This window comes from Paracoccus zhejiangensis, from assembly GCF_002847445.1.
GTDB classification, from domain to species: Bacteria; Pseudomonadota; Alphaproteobacteria; order Rhodobacterales; family Rhodobacteraceae; genus Paracoccus; species Paracoccus zhejiangensis.
The window spans coordinates 444,146-464,577 of sequence record NZ_CP025430.1; the positions used below are offsets into that span (position 1 = coordinate 444,146).

The 20,432-nt window shown below is 68.5% G+C and carries 26 protein-coding genes and 1 pseudogene; 23 read left to right on the forward strand and 4 right to left on the reverse strand.

Annotated elements, in window-relative coordinates; all coding sequences use genetic code 11:
- Positions 1-15: 15 nt before the first annotated feature.
- The gene (locus CX676_RS02220) at positions 16-471 is read left to right on the forward strand and encodes a DUF6428 family protein (protein WP_157935824.1); all 456 of its coding nucleotides are present in this window, start codon (positions 16-18) and stop codon (positions 469-471) included.
- Between the two features lie 61 nt (positions 472-532).
- On the opposite strand, the gene CX676_RS02225 is transcribed toward CX676_RS02220, so the two are convergent.
- The gene (locus CX676_RS02225) at positions 533-1,198 is read right to left on the reverse strand and encodes an OmpA family protein (RefSeq protein WP_101754087.1); all 666 of its coding nucleotides are present in this window, start codon (positions 1,196-1,198) and stop codon (positions 533-535) included.
- A 175-nt stretch (positions 1,199-1,373) separates the two neighbouring features.
- Entirely contained in the window at positions 1,374-1,886 is a 513-nt protein-coding gene (locus CX676_RS02230; protein WP_101751161.1) for a DinB family protein, read from the reverse strand.
- A gap of 107 nt (positions 1,887-1,993) precedes the next feature.
- Between CX676_RS02230 and nth the strand changes: the two genes are divergently transcribed.
- Together nth and CX676_RS02240 are read left to right on the forward strand one after the other, a co-directional pair.
- A complete protein-coding gene (gene nth, locus CX676_RS02235) occupies positions 1,994-2,656 on the forward strand; it encodes an endonuclease III (RefSeq protein ID WP_101754088.1) in 663 nt (220 codons plus the stop codon).
- On the forward strand, positions 2,653-3,666 hold the full coding sequence (locus CX676_RS02240; RefSeq protein ID WP_101751162.1) for an adenosine kinase: 1,014 nt from the start codon (positions 2,653-2,655) through the stop codon (positions 3,664-3,666). The genes nth and CX676_RS02240 overlap by 4 nt, the downstream gene beginning before the upstream one ends.
- 10 nt (positions 3,667-3,676) lie before the next feature.
- Here CX676_RS02240 and CX676_RS02245 read toward each other — a convergent pair whose 3' ends face one another.
- Both CX676_RS02245 and CX676_RS02250 read right to left on the reverse strand, forming a co-directional pair.
- Positions 3,677-4,885, reverse strand: a complete 1,209-nt coding sequence (locus CX676_RS02245) for an aminotransferase-like domain-containing protein (RefSeq protein ID WP_101751163.1) — start codon at positions 4,883-4,885, stop codon at positions 3,677-3,679.
- A gap of 74 nt (positions 4,886-4,959) precedes the next feature.
- Entirely contained in the window at positions 4,960-5,976 is a 1,017-nt protein-coding gene (locus CX676_RS02250; RefSeq protein WP_101751164.1) for an NAD-dependent epimerase/dehydratase family protein, read from the reverse strand.
- Between the two features lie 71 nt (positions 5,977-6,047).
- Between CX676_RS02250 and CX676_RS02255 the strand changes: the two genes are divergently transcribed.
- The 20 genes and pseudogenes from CX676_RS02255 to CX676_RS02350 all read left to right on the forward strand — a co-directional run bounded on the left by CX676_RS02255 (position 6,048) and on the right by CX676_RS02350 (position 20,411).
- Positions 6,048-6,632, forward strand: a complete 585-nt coding sequence (locus CX676_RS02255) for a TetR/AcrR family transcriptional regulator (RefSeq protein ID WP_198590262.1) — start codon at positions 6,048-6,050, stop codon at positions 6,630-6,632.
- A 286-nt stretch (positions 6,633-6,918) separates the two neighbouring features.
- Positions 6,919-8,181, forward strand: a complete 1,263-nt coding sequence (gene fabF, locus CX676_RS02260) for a beta-ketoacyl-ACP synthase II (protein ID WP_101751166.1) — start codon at positions 6,919-6,921, stop codon at positions 8,179-8,181.
- A complete protein-coding gene (gene mltG / locus CX676_RS02265) occupies positions 8,178-9,353 on the forward strand; it encodes an endolytic transglycosylase MltG (protein ID WP_101751167.1) in 1,176 nt (391 codons plus the stop codon). Before fabF ends, mltG begins: the two co-directional genes overlap by 4 nt.
- A gap of 129 nt (positions 9,354-9,482) precedes the next feature.
- Entirely contained in the window at positions 9,483-9,950 is a 468-nt protein-coding gene (locus CX676_RS02270) for a hypothetical protein (RefSeq protein WP_101751168.1), read from the forward strand.
- 288 nt (positions 9,951-10,238) lie between these two features.
- Positions 10,239-10,667 (forward strand): permease, encoded by a 429-nt coding sequence (locus CX676_RS02275; protein WP_101751169.1) that lies wholly within the window; start codon positions 10,239-10,241, stop codon positions 10,665-10,667.
- The gene (locus CX676_RS02280) at positions 10,603-11,964 is read left to right on the forward strand and encodes a DNA-packaging protein (RefSeq protein ID WP_232816562.1); all 1,362 of its coding nucleotides are present in this window, start codon (positions 10,603-10,605) and stop codon (positions 11,962-11,964) included. Before CX676_RS02275 ends, CX676_RS02280 begins: the two co-directional genes overlap by 65 nt.
- A gap of 106 nt (positions 11,965-12,070) precedes the next feature.
- Positions 12,071-13,249, forward strand: a pseudogene (locus CX676_RS02285) (phage portal protein); the annotation flags it as partial.
- Positions 13,250-13,262: 13 nt separating this feature from the next.
- A complete protein-coding gene (locus tag CX676_RS22880; protein ID WP_101754090.1) occupies positions 13,263-13,496 on the forward strand; it encodes a GTA head formation protein, RCAP_rcc01685 family in 234 nt (77 codons plus the stop codon).
- A gap of 3 nt (positions 13,497-13,499) precedes the next feature.
- Positions 13,500-14,021 (forward strand): HK97 family phage prohead protease, encoded by a 522-nt coding sequence (locus CX676_RS02295; protein WP_101751170.1) that lies wholly within the window; start codon positions 13,500-13,502, stop codon positions 14,019-14,021.
- 79 nt (positions 14,022-14,100) lie between these two features.
- Complete coding sequence (locus tag CX676_RS02300; RefSeq protein WP_101751171.1) at positions 14,101-15,264, forward strand: phage major capsid protein; 1,164 nt, start codon at positions 14,101-14,103, stop codon at positions 15,262-15,264.
- A 174-nt stretch (positions 15,265-15,438) separates the two neighbouring features.
- On the forward strand, positions 15,439-16,056 hold the full coding sequence (locus tag CX676_RS02305) for a head-tail connector protein (RefSeq protein ID WP_101751172.1): 618 nt from the start codon (positions 15,439-15,441) through the stop codon (positions 16,054-16,056).
- Positions 16,056-16,394: a head-tail adaptor protein gene (locus CX676_RS02310; protein WP_101751173.1), complete on the forward strand. Its 339-nt coding sequence runs from the start codon at positions 16,056-16,058 to the stop codon at positions 16,392-16,394. Before CX676_RS02305 ends, CX676_RS02310 begins: the two co-directional genes overlap by 1 nt.
- Positions 16,391-16,810 (forward strand): DUF3168 domain-containing protein, encoded by a 420-nt coding sequence (locus CX676_RS02315; RefSeq protein ID WP_101751174.1) that lies wholly within the window; start codon positions 16,391-16,393, stop codon positions 16,808-16,810. The genes CX676_RS02310 and CX676_RS02315 overlap by 4 nt, the downstream gene beginning before the upstream one ends.
- Before the next feature lie 12 nt (positions 16,811-16,822).
- Positions 16,823-17,236: a phage major tail protein, TP901-1 family gene (locus tag CX676_RS02320; RefSeq protein ID WP_101751175.1), complete on the forward strand. Its 414-nt coding sequence runs from the start codon at positions 16,823-16,825 to the stop codon at positions 17,234-17,236.
- Positions 17,236-17,550 carry a gene transfer agent family protein gene (locus CX676_RS02325; protein ID WP_101751176.1) on the forward strand — a complete coding sequence of 105 codons (315 nt, stop codon included), beginning with the start codon at positions 17,236-17,238 and terminating at the stop codon, positions 17,548-17,550. The genes CX676_RS02320 and CX676_RS02325 overlap by 1 nt, the downstream gene beginning before the upstream one ends.
- The gene (locus tag CX676_RS02330; RefSeq protein ID WP_101751177.1) at positions 17,547-17,750 is read left to right on the forward strand and encodes a rcc01693 family protein; all 204 of its coding nucleotides are present in this window, start codon (positions 17,547-17,549) and stop codon (positions 17,748-17,750) included. The genes CX676_RS02325 and CX676_RS02330 overlap by 4 nt, the downstream gene beginning before the upstream one ends.
- 39 nt (positions 17,751-17,789) lie before the next feature.
- On the forward strand, positions 17,790-18,443 hold the full coding sequence (locus CX676_RS02335) for a phage tail tape measure protein (protein WP_101751178.1): 654 nt from the start codon (positions 17,790-17,792) through the stop codon (positions 18,441-18,443).
- Positions 18,444-18,455: 12 nt separating this feature from the next.
- A complete protein-coding gene (locus tag CX676_RS02340; RefSeq protein ID WP_101751179.1) occupies positions 18,456-19,088 on the forward strand; it encodes a DUF2460 domain-containing protein in 633 nt (210 codons plus the stop codon).
- On the forward strand, positions 19,085-19,990 hold the full coding sequence (locus CX676_RS02345; protein WP_101751180.1) for a DUF2163 domain-containing protein: 906 nt from the start codon (positions 19,085-19,087) through the stop codon (positions 19,988-19,990). The genes CX676_RS02340 and CX676_RS02345 overlap by 4 nt, the downstream gene beginning before the upstream one ends.
- Positions 19,983-20,411 (forward strand): C40 family peptidase, encoded by a 429-nt coding sequence (locus CX676_RS02350; RefSeq protein ID WP_101751181.1) that lies wholly within the window; start codon positions 19,983-19,985, stop codon positions 20,409-20,411. Before CX676_RS02345 ends, CX676_RS02350 begins: the two co-directional genes overlap by 8 nt.
- The last annotated feature ends 21 nt before the right edge of the window (positions 20,412-20,432 follow it).

The window sequence follows — 20,432 nt, forward strand, 5'->3', positions numbered from 1 at the left end:
AAATGAAAAGGGCCAATGATGACACCTCAAGAATTGCTGGATGCACTCTCGACCCTGCCGCCCGACGCGCCGCTGGTCTTTCAGACCAATGCGGGGCCGATCCGGGGCGGCTATCACGTGACCGAATGGCGGCAGAACCAGACTCAGAGCATCGATTGCGGCGCGCGCAAGACCGATTGGACCGAAGCGATCCTGCAGTTGCTGGATGGATCGGGCGGGCGGCACATGACCGTCGGGCGCTTTGTCACCATTCTGGGGCAGAGTATCCGCCATGTTGACGGTCTGGCGGACAGCCCGTTTCAGGTCGAGTTCGCGCCGGGCAATGCCGGACTGCGGCTCTATCGCCCCGAGGCACCCCGGCAGGGTGACGAGGCCGTAACCCTGCAGCTGACGGAATCCGCTGCCCTGTGCAAGCCGGCGCAGCAGGCGCTGGCCGGTGTGGTCGCGGCGGGCTGCTGCGGGGCGGCCTGAGGCTTTGACATGAAAAAGGGCCGGTGAAACCGGCCCTTTCGCAACATCGTGTAGCCCGCGCTTACTGGGTCGGGCGGATCAGGATCTCGACGCGGCGGTTCTGGGCGCGGCCCTCGGCGGTGGCGTTCGAGGCGATCGGCTGGCTTTCGCCGCGACCGGTGGCAACGACGCGGCCCGCATTCACGCCCGCAGCGGTCAGGATGCCCGCGACCGACTGCGCGCGGCGCTGCGACAGGTCCATGTTATAGGCGTCGCGGCCGGTATCGTCGGTATGGCCCACCACCTCGACGCGGCTGTTCGGGTACTGGTTCAGGTTGCGCGCGACGGCATAGAGGTCGTTCTGCGCCGGGCCCGAGACGGCGGCCGAATCGGTGGCGAAGAGGATGCCCTCGGGCAGGATCACCTGCAGGTAGCTGCCGTGGTTGATGATCTGGATGTTCGGGTTGCTGATCGACTGCTGCAGCGACTGCGCCTGGCGGTCGAGGATATTGCCGGCAACGGCACCGGCTGCCGCGCCAAGGATGGCACCGCGCGCCGCGTCGCGGCCCTCGTTGTTGTTGTCGCTGTCGCGGGTCGCGCCGAGAACGGCGCCGACGGCGGCGCCGGCAAGGGCGCCCTGCTGGGTGCGGCTCATGCCGCCAAGGGGGGCGCCGGTATTCGGGTCGGTGCAGGCGGCGAGGCCGAAAAGCGAGGTTGCTGCGGCAAGCGCGATAAGCCGGGTGGTCATCTGGTTTCTGTCCTTTTCATTCCGTTTCGGTTTCAAACCCGTCATTCGGCCCTGTTTTCCGGGCCTTCGGGCGAATAACGCGGACAAATTGCACAGGTTCCGATGGAAAAAGCCAGTCACGCTTGTGTGGACCGGGCGGGCAGGCGCTAATTTCAGCGCATTGCGACGGGCCAGGTCAGTTTCGGTAGATTTCCGGCATGAAGGGCAGGTCGGTATCGCTTGGCCGTGCCCCGGCGGCAGTCAGCATGGCGTGGATCTGGCCGCGGTGATGGGTCTGGTGGTTGAAAAGCTGCACCACCAGTTCGGCCCGGGGCCGGGTGATCTGCCGGCCAAGCGCACCGGAATGCCAGGTCAGATCGCCCTCGAACCAGTCCGGCGCGACATGGCTGGCCCAATCGAGAATGCGCCGGTCCATCTGCATCCGCTCCTGCCGGAAGGCCTCCCAATCACCGATCAGCCCGGTCGAGTCGGAGATGCCGCCGGTTGGCAGCGCGGTGTCGCTGAAGCGTCCCAGCCAGATCCGGTCGGCCCAGAGCAGATGCGAGAAGGTCTTTTCGATCGAGCCGAAAAACGCCCCACGCTCAGACCGGCGGCTGTCATCGTCCAACTCGTCAGCGGCAGTCAGAAGATTGTCGTTCTGCCAGCAATTGTAGCGCGCCATCATCTGCGCATAGGCGGGGTCGGTCATCGCGCATCCCCTTTGATCGTGACTCAATGGACGACATTAGCGCGCAACCAAAGGGCGATGGCAAGGGCGGCTTGCAAAGCCGGGCGCATCCGGCGAAAACCCGTGCCATGGCCAAACCCGCGCGACTGCCCGATCCCTTGCCCTTTGCCCAACAGGTCGCGATCTTCTCGCGGCTGGCCGAGGCCAATCCGGAACCCGAGACGGAACTCCATTTCACCAATCCCTTCACGCTGGTCGTGGCCGTGGCGCTGTCCGCGCAGGCGACGGATGCCGGCGTGAACAAGGCCACGCGCGGCTTGTTCGCGGTGGCCGACACGCCGCAGAAGATGCTGGATCTGGGGCTGGAGGGTGTGACCGAGGCGGTGAAGACCATCGGCCTCTTCCGGCAGAAGGCCAAGAACGTCATCGCGCTGTCGCGGATTCTGGTCGAGGACTACGCGGGCGAGGTGCCGGACAGCCGGGCGGCGCTGATGAGCCTGCCGGGCGTCGGGCGCAAGACTGCCAATGTCGTCCTCAGCGTGGCCTTCGGCCAGCCGGCGCAGGCGGTCGATACCCATATCTTCCGCTTGGGCAACCGCACCCGCGTCGCCCCGGGCCGTGACGTGGACGAGGTCGAGCGCGCCATCGAGGACAATGTGCCCGCCCGCTTTCAGCACCACGCCCATCACTGGCTGATCCTGCATGGCCGCTATATCTGTCAGGCGCGCCGGCCACGCTGTGGCCTCTGCGTGATCCGCGACCTCTGCCCCTTCGAGGAGAAGACCGAATGACCACCCCCTATGTGATCGGCATCGGCAATGCGATCATGGATGTGATCGCCCCGACCGACGACGCGCGGCTGGCCCAGCTGGGCATCCAGAAGGGCATCATGCAGCTGATCGAGCGCGACCGGTCGGAATACCTGATGGCGGCGCAGGCTGACGACCACAGCCCCCGGCGAGAACAGGCGCGGCTGGTGCCGGGCGGATCGGTGGCCAATACGCTGGCCGGGATCGGCATGCTGGGGCTGCGCACGGCCTTCATCGGCCGGGTGGCGAATGACGCGCTGGGGCTCAGCTATGCCGAGCAGACCGAGGCGGCGGGAACGGTTTTCGTCAATCCGCCGGTTGGCGGTGAGGTGCTGCCCACCAGCCGCAGCATCATTTTCGTCACCCCGGATGGCGAGCGGTCGATGAATACCTACCTGGGCATCTCGGCCGAGCTGGGGGTCGAGGACGTGAATCCCGCGACATTCCAAGGCGCTGGCTGGCTGTTCCTCGAAGGTTACCTGTTCGACAAGCCGGACGGGAAGCAGGCCTTCCTGAAGGCCGCCGAGGCCTGCCATGCGGCGGGCGGGCGCGCCGGGATCGCGCTATCCGATCCGTTCTGCGTCGATCGTCACCGCGAGGATTTCCGCCGTCTGGTTGCCGGGCCGATGGATTACGTCATCGGCAATATCCATGAATGGAGCTCGCTCTACCAGACCGAGGATCTGGAAACCGCGCTGGCGCAGGCCGTGGCCGATTGCGGCACGGTGATCTGCACCCGCTCGGGCGAGAGCGCCATCCTGATCCGCGAGGGCGAGCGCGTCGAGGTGCCTGTTGATCGGGTGGTGCCGGTGGATGCCACCGGCGCGGGCGACCAGTTCGCCGCCGGGCTGATCTATGGCCTTGCCATCGGCGCGACGCTGGAAGCAGCGGGGCGCATGGGTTGCCTTGCGGCGGCCGAGGTGATCGGCCATGTCGGCCCGCGCCCGGAACGCGATCTGCGCGCCGATTTCCGGGCCGAAGGCCTGATCTGACCCCGCCCGGTCAGGCGCTGCCGAGCAGCCGCCCCAGCCGGGCGATGCCCTCGTTCACCATGGCCTCGTCATGCAGCGTGAAGCAGAGGCGCAGCGTGTTCCGGCCCGATCCGTCGGGGAAGAATGCATGGCCGGGGACGAAGGCGATCTTTTCGGCCCGGAGTGACCGGGCCAGCAGTTCCGCGCTGTCCAGATGCTCGGGCAGGGTCAGCCAGATGAACATGCCGCCTTCGGGGCGGGTCCAGTGGACGCCTTCCGGCATCTCGCGCGCGAGCGCGGCCAGCATCAGGTCGCGGCGGCGGCCATAGACCCCGCGCAGCATTGGCACATGGGCGGCGAAATGTTCGCTGGCGACCAGATGGGTGGCGATCTGGTTCAGCGTTGCCGTGTGCAGGTCGGCGGCCTGTTTCAAGAGCACCAGCCGCCCGATCACCTCGTGCGCGGCGCAGGCCCAGCCAATGCGCAGCCCCGGCGCCAGCGTCTTCGAGAACGAGCCGCAATAGACCGTGCGGCACTGGTCGATGCTACCCTTGCGCGCGATCTCGAGCGCGAGGATCGGCGGCACAGCCTCGCCCTGATAGCGCAGCGCCGCATAGGGCGCGTCCTCGAGGATCGCCATGCCCAATTCATCGGCCAGATCGAGGATGCGCAGGCGTTCGGCCCGGTCCATGCTGACCCCGGTGGGATTGGCGAAATCGGGCGAGAGATAGGCGAATTTCACCTGACCGCCCGCCGCCTGCGCCTCGGCCCGGATCTCGGCTGCAGCTCGGTTATCGCCGGGGATCAGCGGGGCATAGCGCGGCTGATAGGCGTTGAATGCACCGATGGCGCCCAGATAGGTCGGCCAGCCGACCAGTGCGGTATCGCCGGGCGTCAGCATCAGCTTGCCCAGATAATCCAGCGCCTGCTGCGAGCCCGAGGTGATCAGGATGTTCTCGCGGGTGCAGGGGATGCCGTCGGCCGTCATCTGTTCGGCGATCCAGTCGCGCAGCGGGCCATAGCCCTCGCTGACCGAATATTGCAGCGCCACCCCGGCATTCTGGTCGCTGAGCGCGCTGGTCATGGCCGCGCGAAACGCCTCGGCCGGGAACAGCGCCGGGTCGGGTATGCCGCCGGCGAAGGAGATGATGTCGGGCTGGTCGAGCAGCTTCAGAAGCTCGCGAATCTCCGAGGCACGCATCCGCGTCATCCGCTCGGCCCAGAGCGTGCTCCAATCCATCGCCGGTCTCCCCTTACTGCTCCCTCTGCCAACCAATGCGTGCGGCAGAGGGTAAGTCAATGGGTCTGACCTGTTCAGGCGGCTTGCTTGCGGGGTTCGAGCAGGGAGGCGGCGCAATCGATCAGCGTTTCGCCGGCGGGACGCGGGCGGAAGCCCAGATCGCGGGTGGCCTTGGAATGATCGACCTCGCGGCGCTGGCCGATATCGTGGCGGAACATCCGAAGGTGCGGCTGGAACAGCGCGACGACCCGCACCAGCGCATTGGGCAGGGTTTTGGTGGGCACCTTGGCGGCACGGGGGCCGAGGCCGTCGCGCAGGATCTGTGCGATCTCGGGCATCCAGAGGAAATGGCCTGTGCAGAGGTAACGCTGGCCGGGGGCGGCGGGGACTTCCAGCGCGGCAACATGGGCGGCGGCAAGGTCACGCACGTCCATCACCGAAAGGCCGAGGTTCAGCAGCCGCGCCGGCTGGCCCTGCAGGAGCGCACCGATCAGCCAGACCGAGGAGGGATCGATGCCGGGCAGAAGCGGGCCGAAGACCGCGCCCGGATGGATGGTGGTCAGCGTGGTCTTGCCGCCGTGGTCCCGCATGAAGTCCCAGGCCGCGCGTTCGGCCAGGATCTTCGAGCGGCGATAGGCTTCGAGCAGCGGATCCTCGGGATCGGCCCAGATCTCCTCGCTGGACTGGCCGGTGGCGCGGTCGCGGGCGGTGGCGGCGGCGGAGGTGAGGATCACGCGGTCAACACCGGCAGCGACGGCGGCCTTGAGCACGCGCAGGGTGCCATCGCGGGCCGGGGCGATCAGGGCGTCGCGATCCTTGGGCGCCTCGCGGCCGAGGGGCGAGGCGACATGCAGGACATGGGTGATGCCGGCCATGGCCTCGGTCCAGCCGGCATCGCTGGTCAGGTCGGCGATGGCGAAGCTGAGGCGGTCGCCGGGATCGACCTGCGAACCGACGGCGCGGCGCACATCACCTTCGCGGGCGGCGCTGCGGATGGTGGTGCGGACATCATAGCCGCGCTTCAGCAAATCGACGATGCACCAGCTGCCGATAAAGCCGGTGCCGCCGGTGACGAGGACGGTCTTGGACATGGAACGAATCCCTTTGCAAATCTGATGAGCCGGATATAAGTATACGAGTGTAGACTTACAAGGGGATTATGATGGCGGATCAGAGACCGGCACGCAGGCGCAATGCCGAGGAGACGCGCAGCGCCATTCTGGCCTCGGCCCGGAAGGCCTTCGCCGAAAGCGGCTATGACGGCGCCGGGCTGCGCGGCATTGCCGAGGCGGCGGGGGTGACGGCGATGATGGTGGGGCGCTATTTCGGCTCGAAGGAGCAGCTTTTTGCCGAAGTGGTCGCCGATACCATGCGCGACCCGGTGATCCTGTCGGCGGAGAATCTCGGATCGCCGCAGATGGCGCGGGAGTTCGCCCGGGCGCTCGTTGGCCTCAGCACACCGGGGCAGGCGGTGCTGGACGGGTTCCGGGTCATGTGGGCCTCGGGTGGCAGCGAGGTGGCGGCGCGGATCGCGCGCGAGCAGATCATGGCGGTGCACCACGCCACGGCCCAAGGGCTGGTCCGGGGCGATCACGCGCCCGAACGCGCGGCGATCCTGTTGTCGCTGGTGGCGGGGGTGCAGTTGATGCGCCAGCAAATCGGTTTGCCGGCACTGGCCGATGCCGATCCCGAGGTGCTGGCGGGGCTGCTGGAGCCGGTGATCGCGGCGGTGCTGGGGGTGGCGTAGCAGACCCGGCCCGGATGCGCCGCGCAAGCGGCCCGGGCCAGCGCCTGCCCGTTCCGGCGGGCTGGCGCTTTGGTGCCGCTGGTCCCGAGTTCAGGGAGGCGAGGGACTTGGCGCCATAAAGCGCGCAGGCGTGCCGGTGCAGCGCCACCCCACGGGCCGGCGCTGGCCCTCTGTGCGGCCGGATTGTCGCGCGGGCGTGAGCCGGTGCGGGGCAGGCCGGCGTTGCGCGCTATGCACCCCGCGTGTATCAGGTCAAAAAAGACGGGCAGATCAGAGGAAGACGCGGATGCGCAGGGTTGTAGTCACCGGATTGGGAATGGTCACGCCGCTGGCCTCGGGGGTCGAGGCGACGTGGGAGCGGCTGTTGGCCGGGAAGTCCGGGGCCGGGCCGATCACGCGGTTCGACGCGAGCAATGTCATCACCAAATATGCCTGCGAGATCCCTTACGGCGATGGCAGCGACGGCACCTTCAATCCCGATGACTGGATGGAGCCGAAGGACCGGCGCAAGGTCGATGACTTCATCCTTTACGCCATGGCTGCGGCGGTGCAGGCGGTCGAGGATTCGGGCTGGAAGCCGGAAACCGACGCGGACCGCGAGGCGACGGGCGTGATGATCGGCTCGGGCATCGGCGGGCTGACCTCGATCGCCGAGACCGCCGTGCTGATCAAGGAGCGCGGACCGAAGCGGGTTTCGCCCTTCTTCATCCCCGGCTCGCTGATCAACCTCGCCTCGGGGCAGGTCTCGATCCGCTTCGGCTTCAAGGGGCCGAACCATTCGGTGGTCACGGCCTGCTCGACCGGCGCCCATGCCATTGGCGATGCGGCGCGGCTGATCATGCTGGGCGATGCCGATGTGATGGTCGCGGGCGGGGCGGAAGCGCCGATCAGCGAGATCGGCATTGCCGGCTTCAACGCCTGCAAGGCGCTGTCCACCAAGCGCGAGGATGACCCGAAATCGGCCAGCCGGCCCTATGACGCCGACCGGGACGGCTTCGTCATGGGCGAGGGCGCGGGGGTGGTGGTGCTGGAGGAATACGAGCACGCCAAGGCGCGCGGCGCGAAGATCTATGCCGAGGTGCTGGGTTATGGCCTGTCGGGCGATGCCTATCACATCACCGCCCCGAGCGAGGATGGCGATGGCGGCTTCCGGGCCATGCGCAACGCGCTGAAAAGCGCCGGGCTGGCACCGGCGGACGTGGATTACATCAACGCCCATGGCACCTCGACCATGGCCGACACGATCGAGCTGGGCGCGGTCGAGCGCCTGCTGGGCGACCATGCCAAGGATGCCGTGATGTCCTCGACCAAGTCGAGCATCGGGCACCTGCTGGGTGCGGCCGGGGCGGTCGAGGCGATCTTCTGCATCCTCGCCATCCGCGACCAGATCGCGCCGCCGACGATCAACCTCGACAACCCGGCGGTGACGCCGAAGCTGGACCTGGCGGCCAATGCCGCCGTGCGCCGCAAGATCGACGTGGCGCTGTCGAACAGCTTTGGCTTTGGTGGCACCAATGCCAGCCTGGTCCTTGGCAAGGTCGACGCATGATCTGGCGTCATGTTGCCTCGAATTTCCTGACGCTGGCGCTGGTCCTGATGGTGGCGGCGGCGATTGCCGTGGCCTGGGGCAAGCGGCAGTTCAGCGGGCCGGGGCCAAGCGCCACGGCGCAATGCGTGCAGGTGGCGCAGGGCGCGAGCCTGAACGCGGTGAGCAACCGGCTGGCCGAGCAGGGGGCGATCAGCAGCGCCTATATCTTCCGCGCCGGGGTGGATTACCAGGGCCGCGCGGGCCAGCTGAAATTCGGCAGCTACATGGTGCCGCCGGGGGCCAGCATGGAGGATATCGCCGATGCGATCACCGCCGGCGGGCCGTCGACCTGCGGGACCGAGGTGATCTTCCGCGTTGGTGTGCGGGCCAATAGCGTGGTCCTGCGCGACATCAACCCCGAGACCGGCGCCTATGAGGAGCGGGTAAAATACGACCCGGCCAAGGAAGAAGCACCCGAGGCGATCCTTGCGGCGGAGCAGCAGCCGGATGCACGTCTGCGCATCGCCGTGGCCGAGGGCGTGACCAGCTGGCAGATCGTCGAGGGGCTGAAAGAGGCCGATTTCATGGCCGGCGAGGTCGGGGAGGTGCCGGCCGAGGGCAGCCTGGCGCCCGATACCTACGAGGTGAAGCCGGGGGCCGACCGCGCCGCGCTGCTGGCCGAGATGGGCACGCGGCAGGCGGCGATCCTGGCGGCGGAATGGGAGGCGCGGCCCTTTGGCCTGCCCTATGCCAGCCCGGAAGAGGCGCTGATCATGGCCTCGATCGTGGAAAAGGAAACCGGCATTCCCGACGAGCGCGAGACGGTTGCCAGCGTCTTCGTCAACCGGCTGGAGGAAGGGATGCGGCTGCAGACCGACCCGACGGTCATCTATGGCGTGACCGGCGGGCAGGGCATTCTGGACCGCGGCCTGAGGCAATCGGAGCTGAACCGGGCGACGCCCTATAACACCTACCAGATCGACGGTTTGCCGCCGACGCCCATCGCCAATCCGGGCAAGGCTGCCATCCATGCGGCGCTGAACCCGGCGGAGACCGAGTTCGTTTTCTTCGTCGCCGATGGCTCGGGTGGCCATGCCTTTGCCCGGACGCTGGAGGAGCATAATGCCAATGTCGCGCGCTGGCGCGAGATCGAGGCCAGCCAGCCCGCGACCCAGCCCGAGAACGGTGGCTGACGCGAAGCCGCTGGAACTGGGCAGGAATCCACGCCATCATGACCCCCGTGACCGGAACCCGGCGCGGGGGTTTTCGTTGGGTCTGATCGCAGGATCTGTTTTCGGAACGAGCCACAGGAGAAGTTGGTGATGGTGATGAAACTTTCGGACATGTTCGCTTCGCTTGCCCGCAACGCGCAGGATTTCGAGAAACGCGTCGAGAAGTGGCAGGAAGATTTCCGCGAGCGCGGCGAGGACATGATGGAAAGCGCCAAGAAATGGCGCGAGACCGCCGAGCAGCGGCAGCAGGATCTGGACGCGCAGATCAAGGGCTATTTCAACGATGCCAGCGAGCAGGTGAAGGCGCAGTGGAACACCGCCAAGACCGACTGGGACCAGGAGGTCGCCAAGATCAAGGCCAAGGGCGAAGAGATGCGCGTCGCCGCCAAGGACATGCACGAGGAGGACGTGGCCGACTGGTCCGAGGCCTATGCCGCGAACATGGTCGCCTATGCCCAGCAGGTGCAGGAAGAGGCCAGCAAGGCCGTTGCAGCTGCCGCCGAGGCGCGGGGCAAGGCCGGCAAGGCGGCTGCGCCGGCGGGCAAGAAGAAGGCCTGATCGCGCGGGGATTCGCGTCGAATGGCACTCGCATAGGTTGAATTTTTCTATTGGCAGGGGCAGTGTTGCGCAGCGCGCGCTGCCCCTGTTGCGTTATGTAACTAATTGTTTTTGCGTGTTTATAGAACGTGAATTGATCGCCCCATGGGTTTCCCATTGACTCACGGAACGCCCTAAAGTAGAAATTATACATGCTGGGAGAGGTGGGCAAGCGGCCGGGGGTGACCCTTGGGCCGCTTTTTCGTTTCTCGCTCGTGCGGACAGGACACGAGGCGGGGCAGTAACCTGATGGATGACATGACGTGGGGCGGGGCCGGTGGTCCCGGGGGGCCGTTTGCGGTCCCCGACAGCGTGCCCGAGGCGGACCGCGCGGCGGTGCTGGCGGCGGTCGCGCGGGCGGGTGAGGCGAAGGACACGGACGGGGTGGCGTTCACCTCGTCGCTGTTCTGGAGCTATGTGGCCGATCTGAAACGCGATTTCGACGAGATGCGGGCGGGTCGCGAGGTGTCGCTGGATGCCGAGGCGCTGAAGCGGGCGGTGAAATCCGCGCGGGATGTGCGCGAGGCGCTGGTGCTGATGAAGCAGGAGAGGGACAAGGTTGACAAACTTCGCAAGGATTTGGCCGGCGGGGTCGGAGGAGGCTGCCTCGACCTTGGCGCCGCACGAGACGAGATCGGGCGCCGCCTGGCTTGCCTGCGCCGAGCCGGCGGAGGTTGACGAATTCCTCGACGGGCTGAGCGAGAACGCGCTGCTGAGCCTGCCCTGGCTGTTCGAGTTCTGGGCGCTGCCGCACCAGCTGCCGCCCGGGGGCGACTGGAAAAGCTGGGTGATCATGGGCGGGCGGGGCGCGGGCAAGACCCGCGCCGGGTCGGAATGGGTGCGGCGCATGGTCGAGGGGCCGACGGCCACCGCGCCGGGGCGCTGTCACCGGCTGGCGCTGCTGGGCGAGACCTACGAGCAGGCGCGCGAGGTGATGGTGATGGGCGAGAGCGGCATCCTTGCCTGCTCGCCTCCCGATCGCCGGCCGGTCTGGGAGGCGGGGCGGCGGCGGCTGGTCTGGGCCAATGGCGCCACGGCGACGGTCTATTCGGCCCATGACTACGAGGCGCTGCGGGGCCCGCAATTCGACGGCGCCTGGGTCGACGAGCTGGCCAAGTGGCAGAAGGCCGAGGAGGCCTGGGACATGCTGCAATTCGCCCTGCGTCTGGGCGAGCATCCGCAGCAGGTGGTGACGACGACGCCGAAGAACATCGCGGTGCTGAAGCGCATCCTCGCCAATGCCTCGACGGTGACGACCCATGCGCCGACCGATGCCAACCGCGCCTACCTGGCGGAAAGCTTCCTGACCGAGGTGGCGGCACGCTATGGCGGCACGCGGCAGGGGCGGCAGGAGCTGGAGGGGGTGCTGCTCGACGATGTCGAGGGGGCGCTGTGGTCGTCGGCCATGCTGGAGGCGTGCCGGGTCGAGCGGGCGCCGAAGCTGAGCCGGGTGGTCGTGGCGGTCGATCCGGCGGTGACGGCGGGGCGCGCCAGCGACGAATGCGGGATCGTGGTGGCCGGTGTGGTCTGCGAGGGGGAGCCGGGCAACTGGCGCGGCTATGTGCTGGAGGATGCGACCGTCAAGGGCAGCCCGATGGACTGGGCGCGGGCTGCCATCGCGGCGATGGACCGGCATGGGGCCGAGCGGCTGGTGGCCGAGGTGAACCAAGGGGGCGATCTGGTCGAGCAGGTGATCCGGCAGGTCGATCCCTTGGTGCCGTTCCGGGGCCTGAGGGCCGGGCGCGGCAAGGGGCTGAGGGCCGAGCCGGTGGCGGCGCTTTATGAACAGGGTCGGGTCAAGCATCTGCGGACCGGCAATCTGGGGGCGCTGGAGGATCAGCTGACCCAGATGACGGTGCGCGGTTTCGAGGGGCGCGGCTCGCCCGACCGGCTGGATGCGCTGGTTTGGGCGATCCACGAGCTGATGATCGAACCGGCGGCGGGCTGGCGAAGGCCGCAAGTCCGCGGGCTGTGAGGGAGGACCGGGGCGCTGCCCCGGACCCCGGGATATTTTTGCCAAGATGAAATGGGGTCGTCCTGCGGGGCGGCCCTTTTCATTTGGGGAGCGCAGGAGGCGGGAGATGGCGTTTCGATTGTTTTCGCGGGAGGGCAAGGCCCCGCCCGTGGTGGAGAAGAAGGCCAGTGCGACCGGGCGGGTGGTGGCCTTTGCTAGCGGGTCTGGCCGGGTGGCCTGGTCGGCGCGGGATATGGGCAGCCTGACGCGCGGCGGCTTTGTCGGCAATCCGGTGGGCTTCCGCTCGGTCCGGCTGATCGCCGAGGCGGCGGCGGCGGTGCCCTTGATCTGCCAGGACAAGGAGCGGCGCTATGACAGCCATCCGGTGATCGAGCTGCTGCGCCGGCCCAATCCGGGGCAGGGTCGGGCCGAGCTGTTCGAGGCGCTGTTCGGGCAGATGCTGTTGTCCGGCAATGGTTACCTGGAAGCCGTCGGGCTGGGCAAGGACGGGCTGCCCGAGGAGCTGCATGTGCTGCGCTCGGACCGGATGAGCATCGTGCCGGGGGCGGATGGCTGGCCGGTGGCGTTCGATTACGCGGTGGGCGGGCGCAAGCATCGTTTCGATATGGCGGGCAGTCCCGATCCGATCTGCCATATCAAGAGCTTCCACCCGCAGGACGACCATTACGGGCTGTCGCCGATGCAGGCGGCGGCGGTGGCGCTGGATGTGCATAACAGCGCCTCAGCCTGGTCCAAGGCGCTGCTGGATAACGCGGCGCGGCCTTCTGGGGCGATCGTCTACAGGGGCGCGGATGGGCAGGGCAGCCTGTCGCCCGAGCAATATGACAGGCTGGTCTCGGAGATCGAGGCGAACCACCAGGGCGCGCGGAATGCCGGGCGGCCGATGCTGCTGGAGGGCGGGCTCGACTGGAAGGCGATGGGGTTCAGCCCCTCGGACATGGAGTTCCACGAGACCAAGATGGCCGCCGCGCGCGAGATCGCGCTGGCCTTTGGCGTGCCGCCGATGCTGCTGGGGATTCCCGGCGATGCGACCTATGCGAACTACGCCGAGGCGCATCGGGCATTCTACCGGCTGACCGTGCTGCCGCTGGCGACGCGGGTGGCAGCGGCGGTGGCCTGGTGGCTGAGCGAGCATCTGGGGGCCGAGGTCGATCTGCGGCCCGATCCCGATGGCGTCCCGGCGCTGGCGGCCGAGCGTGACCAGCAATGGCGGCGGATCGGCGAGGCGAGCTTCCTGACCGACTCGGAGAAGCGGGCCCTGCTGGGACTGCCGCCGCTGGCAGATGGATGGGGGCGCGATGGAGGGATCGCGTTTCGTCAAGGATGCCTGGGGCTGGCACGACCAGCGCTTCGAGGCGCAGGAGCGGATCATGGCGCTGCAGTTCGGCGCGGTCGAGAAGCGGCTGGAGCGGATCGAGGCGCTGATCGAGGGGCTGGAGCGGCGGCTGTGGATGACGGTTTACGGCGTCGTCGCCGTCATCCTGACGCAGGCCGTGCAGGGAATTCTGGACTATGTGCCGAAAGGGGGCTGAGGGATGGATCTGGAACGGAAATTCGCCGGCGGGGTGCCGGTGCTGAGCAATGGCTCGGTGATCGAGGGCTATGCGAGCCTCTTCGGGCTGACCGATCAAGGCGGCGATGCGGTCCTGCCGGGCGCCTTCGCGGCGTCGCTGAAGCGGCTGGGATCGGTGGATCGCAAGGTGCGGATGCTGTGGCAGCATGATCCGGCGCAACCCATCGGAGTCTGGGACGAGATCCGCGAGGATGGCAAGGGGCTGTGGGTCAAGGGACGCCTGCTGACGGATGTGGCGCAGGCGCGCGAGGCGGCGGCGCTGATCGGGGCGGGGGCGATCGACGGGCTGTCGATCGGCTATCGCACCATCCGGGCCGAGCGGGACCAGAAGGGCCGGCGCAGGCTGGCCGAGGTCGAGCTGTGGGAAGTGTCGCTGGTGACCTTCCCGATGCTGCCCGAGGCCAAGCTGGGCAGCAAGGCTGCCGAGGAGATGCGCGAGATGGCGGCGGTTTTCCTTGCGGCGTCCGAGGCGCTGCGGGGGTGAGGCGTTCGGGCCGCGCGGGCTGCGCGCGGTTCAGACCATGGGGCGGCATCGCCCAGACCAACGTGATGAGGAGAAGGGAATGACCGAGGTGAAAGCCGCGGCCGGGGATGACATGCCCGGCGAACTGAAGGGGGCGATGCTTGGGTTCGTCAGCGAACTCAAGAGCTTCCGCGACGATATTCAGAGCAAACTTCAAGCACAGGACGACCGCATGACCATGCTGGACCGCAAGACCGCTTTCCGGGGCCGCAGCCCTTTGTCTACCCATGCCGAGGTCGAGGTGCCGCATCAGAAGGCCTTCAACGCCTATCTGCGCAGCGGCGATGATGACGCGCTGCGCGGCATCGCTCTGGAAGGCAAGGGCCTGACGGTTGCCAGCGATGGCGGGTTCCTCGCCGCGCCGCAGGTGGCCGAGGCGGTGCAGGCGGTGCTGCGCTCGGGTGCCTCGCTGCGCAAGCTGGCGAACGTGGTGACGGTCGAGAGCGCGAGTTACGAGGTTCTGGTCGACAAGGGCGATCTGGGGGCTGGCTGGGCCAGCGAGACCCAGACGGCCGAGACCGGTGCGGGGGGCATCGAGCGTATCTCGATCCCGGTGCACGAACTGTCGGCCATGCCCAAGGCCAGCCAGCGGCTGCTGGACGATGCGGCCTTCGACGTGGAGGCCTGGCTGGCCGAGCGGATCGCCGACAAGTTCGCCCGGGCCGAGGCCGCGGCCTTCATCACCGGCGATGGTGCAGGCAAGCCGCGCGGCATCCTGTCCTATGCCACGGCGGAGGCCGGCAGCGAGGGCGAGGGCCAGATCGGCACGGTCGCCAGCGGCAACCTGGGTGATTTCGCCCCGGTCGATCCCGCAGACGCGCTGATCGACCTGGTCTATGCGCTGGGCGCGGAATACCGCGCCAATGCCAGCTTCCTGATGAACTCGAAAACGGCGGCGGCGGTGCGCAAGCTGAAGGATGCCGAGGGCCGGTTCATCTGGGCGGACGGGCTGGCGGCCGGCCAGCCGGCGCAACTGTTGGGCTATCCGGTGATGGTCAGCGAGGACATGCCGGACCTGGACATCGAGTCGCTCTCGATCGCCTTTGGCGATTTCCGCGCCGCCTATACCGTGGTCGAGCGCCCGGACCTGCGGGTGCTGCGCGATCCGTTCAGCGCCAAGCCGCATGTGCTGTTCTATGCCACCAAGCGCGTCGGCGGCGGCGTCACCGATTTCCGTGCCGTGAAGCTGATGAAATTCGCCTGATCGGGGATCGGGCGAAAGGGGGCCGCGCAGCACGCGCCGGGCTGACCGGCACAACTGTCCGCGCGCGCTGAAGCCAGGTGCGCGGGCGCGACCCCCGACCTGCGCCGCCCTGTCCCTCGGGATGGAGCGGCGCAGTGGATTTCTGGCGGAATGGCAGCAGGGAAGGTTCGGGAGATGTTGCTGATCGAAGAAACGGCGCCGACGGCGGAGGCGCTGCCGGTCGCCCAGCTGCGCGCGCATCTGCGGCTGGGTTCGGGATTTGGGCTGGCCGATGACGAGGCGGAGAGCGCGGCGCTGGCGGGGTTCCTGCGTGCCGCCATCGCGACGATCGAGGGGCGCACCGGCAAGGTGCTGCTGACGCGACGCTTCGTGATGCGGCTGGATGACTGGCGCGACCGGCTGGGGCAGACCCTGCCGCTGGCCCCGGTGATCGCGGTCGAGCGGATCGAGATCGAGGACGGGCAGGGCACGGTCACGGAATTGCCGGCGGAAAGCTGGCGGCTGATCGGTGACCTGCAGCGGCCGATGATCCTGCCGGCGGGGGTGATCCTGCCGCATGTGCCGCGGCTCGGCTCGGTCGCGGTGACGTTCATGGCGGGGTTCGGCGACAGTTGGGACAGGGTGCCGGCGGATCTGGCGCAGGCGGTGCTGATGCTGGCGGCGCAGTTCTATGAGGACCGCAGTTCCGGCGCGGCGAAATCGGCGCTGCCCTTTGGCGTCAGCGCGCTGATCGAGCGCTGGCGGGCGGTGCGCACGCTGGCCGGGCGCGGCGCGGTTCGGGAGGGGCGGTGATGGCCGAGCCAAGGCTGAACCTGCCGATGATCCTCGAGACGCCCGAGCGGCAGGGCGATGGCGCGGGCGGGTATCGCACCGTCTGGCAGGTGGTCGGCCAGCTCTGGGCGGGCTTGAGCGCCGTCAGCGGGGCCGAGCGCTCGGGTCAGGCGGGGGCACAGAGCGTCGTCACCTGGCGGATCGTGACGCGGGGGGCACCCGAGGGCGATCCGCGCCGGCCAAGGCCCGAGCAGCGTTTGCGCATGGGGTTGCGGTTGTTCCGCATCGATGCGGTGGCCGAGCGCGATGGCGATGGCCGCTATCTCACCTGCTTTGCCCGAGAGGAGAAACGGACATGAGCTATGCGGCGGGCGCGGCCCTGCAGGCGGCTGTCTATCAACAGCTCTGCGCCGATCCGGCGCTGGCCGGGCTGGTGGGCGACGCGATCTTCGACGCCATGCCGGTCGAGGCGCCGGGCGGAACCTATGTGGCGCTGGGGCCGGACGAGGCGCGCGATGCGGGGGACATGACCGGGCGCGGCTCGCGCCATGATTTCATCGTTTCGGTTCTGTCGGGGTCCGAGGGGAGCGGCGGCTTTCGCGAGGTGAAGGCGGTCGCAGGCGCGGTGGCCGAGGCGCTGGAGACGTCCCGGCTGGACCTCGATCGGGGGCATCTGGCGGGGCTGTGGTTCCTGCGCGCACGGGCGCTGCGAGTGGAAAATGGGGCGGGGCGGCGGGTCGATCTGACCTTTCGCGCGCGGATTGATCTGGGTTGAGGAGACAGGAAAATGGCAGTGCAGAACGGGCGTGACCTGCTGATCAAGATGGACATGATCGGCGACGGCTCTTTCGAGACGGTCGGCGGGCTGCGCGCCTCGCGGCTGGCCTTCAACGCCGAGACGGTGGATGTGACCAGCCTCGAGAGCGAGGGCGGCTGGCGCGAGCTTCTGGCCGGGGCGGGCGTGCGCAGCGCCTCGATCTCGGGCTCGGGCGTGTTCCGCGATGCCGCGAGCGATGGCCGTGCGCGGCAGGTGTTCTTTGACGGCGAGGTGCCGCGCTTCCAGGTGATCATCCCGGATTTCGGTATCGTCGAGGGGCCGTTCCAGATCACCAGCCTGGAATATGCCGGCAGCCATAATGGCGAGGCGACTTATGAGCTGACGCTGGCCTCGGCCGGGGCGCTGAGCTTCGTGGCGTTGTGATGGCAAACCCGATGCGCGGCGAGGTCGAGGTGACGCTGGATGGCGAGGCTCATCTGGCGCGGCTGACGCTGGGGGCGCTGGCCGAGCTTGAGGCAGGACTGGGCGCAGACAGCATGTTGGCGCTGGTCGAGCGGTTCGAGCAGGCGCGCTTTTCCAGCCGCGACGTGCTGGCCGTGCTGGTCACCGGCCTGCGCGGCGGTGGCTGGCAGGGGCGGGCCGAGGATCTGCAGCACGTCGAGATCGGCGGCGGGCCGATGGCGGCGGCGCGGCTGGCGGCGGAACTGCTGGCCCGGGCCTTCCGGCTAGAGCCATGAGCGGGGCGCCGGAGGGCCGGCCGCGCGGGCTGGACTGGCCGGGGCTGATGCGCGCGGGGATGCGGGGCCTCGGCCTTCGCCCGGCCGAGTTCTGGGCGCTGACCCCGGCGGAACTGGCGCTGATGCTGGGGATCGAGGCGGGGGCTGCCGCGATGACCCGCGACCGGCTGGCCGAACTGGCGGCGCGCTTTCCCGACTGAGCGGGCGGGCGCAGGGATTTCTGCAAGCGAGGGCGTTTGATGACGGAGAGCAACGGATTTTCAGTTGGGCTCGACGGGCTGGACGAGGATTTCGACCGAGCCGGCGCGATGACCGCCGCCTTCGAGGCGGAACTGGCGCGGCTGCGCGAAGAGATGATGTTCACCAGCCGCGAGGTCAGCTCGCTGTCGAGCGGCATCGGCAGCGGGCTGCGCCGCGCCTTCGAGGGGCTGGTCTTCGACGGGGCGAAACTGTCGGACACGCTGCGCGGGCTGGGACGCTCGATCTCGGACACGATCTTTGCCGTCGCGATGAAGCCGGTCGAGCAGGCGCTGGCGGGGACGCTGGCGCAGGGGATCGGCGGGGTGATGGCGGGGGCCATGCCCTTTGCCATGGGTGGGGCCTTTCTGCAGGGGCGGGTGATGCCCTTTGCCAAGGGCGGCGTGGTCAGCCAGCCGACAACCTTCCCGATGCGCGGTGCGACCGGGCTGATGGGCGAGGCGGGGTCCGAGGCGATCATGCCGCTGCGGCGCGGGGCCGATGGCCGGCTGGGGGTCGCGGCGACCGGTGGCGGCCGGGCGATCAATATCACCATGAACGTGACCACGCCCGATGTGGCGGGCTTCCGGCGCAGCCAGTCGCAGATCGCGGCAGAGCTGGGCCGGGCCCTGTCGCGCGGCGAGCGGAACGGTTGAGGAGACAGCAGAATGGCTTTTCATGAGGTGCGCTTTCCGGCCAGCCTGTCCCTTGGCTCGGTCGGCGGGCCGGAACGGCGATCCGAGATCGTGACGCTGGCCAGCGGCTTCGAGGAGCGGAATTCGCCCTGGGCGCATTCGCGCCGCCGCTATGACGCGGGGATGGGGCTGCGCTCGCTGGACGATGTGCAGGACCTCTTGGCCTTCTTCGAGGCGCGGGCCGGGCAGCTGCACGGCTTTCGCTGGAAGGACTGGTCGGATTTCAAGAGCAGCAAGCCATCCGCCGCGCCGCAGTTCGGCGACCAGGTGATCGGGCGGGGCGATGGCGAGCGCCGGGCGTTTCAATTGCTGAAGGCCTATGTCTCGGGCGGCGTGCGCTATGAACGGCCGATCAGCAAGCCGGTGCTGGACAGCGTCAAGGCCGGGATCGGCAGTATCGAGCTGTTCCCGGGCGCGGGCTATTCGGTCGATCATGCGACCGGGGTCGTCACCTTCGAGACCGCCCCGGCACCCGGCGTCGCGGTGACGGCGGGGTTCGAGTTCGATGTGCCGGTGCGCTTTGACACCGACAGGATCGCGGTCTCGGTGGCCTCGTTCCAGGCCGGCGACCTGCCGCAGGTGCCGGTGGTGGAGATCCGGATATGAGCACGACGACGCTGGCCCGGGCCTGGGCCATCAGCCGCAGGGACGGGCTGGTTCTGGGCTTTACCGATCATGACGGGGTGCTGAGTTTCGGCGGCATCCGCTTTCGTCCCGAAACCGGCCTCTCGGCGCGCGCGCTGGTCCAGGCGGCAGGCCTGTCGGTCGACAATAGCGAGGCCGAGGGCGCGCTGTCGGATGACGCGATCACCGAGGCCGATCTGATGGCCGGGCTGTGGGACGGGGCCGAGCTGCGGATGTGGGAGGTGGACTGGCAGCGGCCCACGGAACGCCGGTTGCAGTTTCGCGGCACACTGGGCGAGGTGTCATGCAGCGGCGGTGCCTTCCGGGCCGAGTTGCGCGGCCTGTCCGAGCCGCTCAACCAGGCGCGCGGGCGGCGCTTTCACCCGCGCTGTTCGGCCATGCTGGGCGACGGCCAGTGCCGCGCCGACCTGGGCCGGGCAGGGATGCGGGTCGAGGCCGACATCCTCGCGCCGCCGGCTGCCGAGGGAGCGGCCTTTGACCTGTGGGTGACAGGCAGCTTTGCCAGCGGCTGGTTCGAACGCGGGGCGGTCGAGGTGCTGACTGGGCCGGCGCGGGGGCTGCGCGGCTGGGTGAAGAATGACCGCGCCCTGCCGGGGGGCAGGCGGCGGGTCGATCTGTGGGCGGGGTTCGGCATCCTGCCCGGGGCGGGCGACCGGCTGCGGCTGGTGGCGGGCTGTGACAAGCACGCCGGGACCTGCCGGGGGAAGTTCGACAACTTCGTGAACTTCCGTGGCTTCCCGCACCTGCCGAGCGAGGACTGGCTGATGTCGCCCGACAGGGCAAAGCGCGCCCCGGATGCGCGGTCCGCAGGCGATCTGTCGGATTTCAGCATTTCGGCAGCGCTGGGGGATCGCGATGGGTGAGCGGATCGTGCAACTGGCGCGCGGCTGGATCGGCACGCCCTATGTGCATCAGGCAAGCATCAAGGGCGCGGGCACCGATTGCCTCGGGCTGATCCGTGGCATCTGGCGTGAGCTTCATGGCGACGAGCCGGAGCCGGTTCCGCCCTATTCCGCTGACTGGGGCGAGGCGGGGCGCGAGGAGAAACTGCTCGACGGCGCGATGCGGCATTTGCACCCGGTGGCCTTGGATGAAGCCGAGGCGCCGGGGCAGGTGCTGCTGTTTCGGATGCGCGAGGGCGCCGTTGCCAAGCATCTGGGTATCCTGACGGCGGTGGGCGGGGCCGCGCGCTTTCTCCATGCCTATGACCGCCATGGCGTGATCGAGAGCCCGTTCGGTGATCCCTGGCGGGCGCGGCTGGTGCGCCGGTTCCGCGTTCCCTGAGGTGACGAGAGAAGGAGGGCC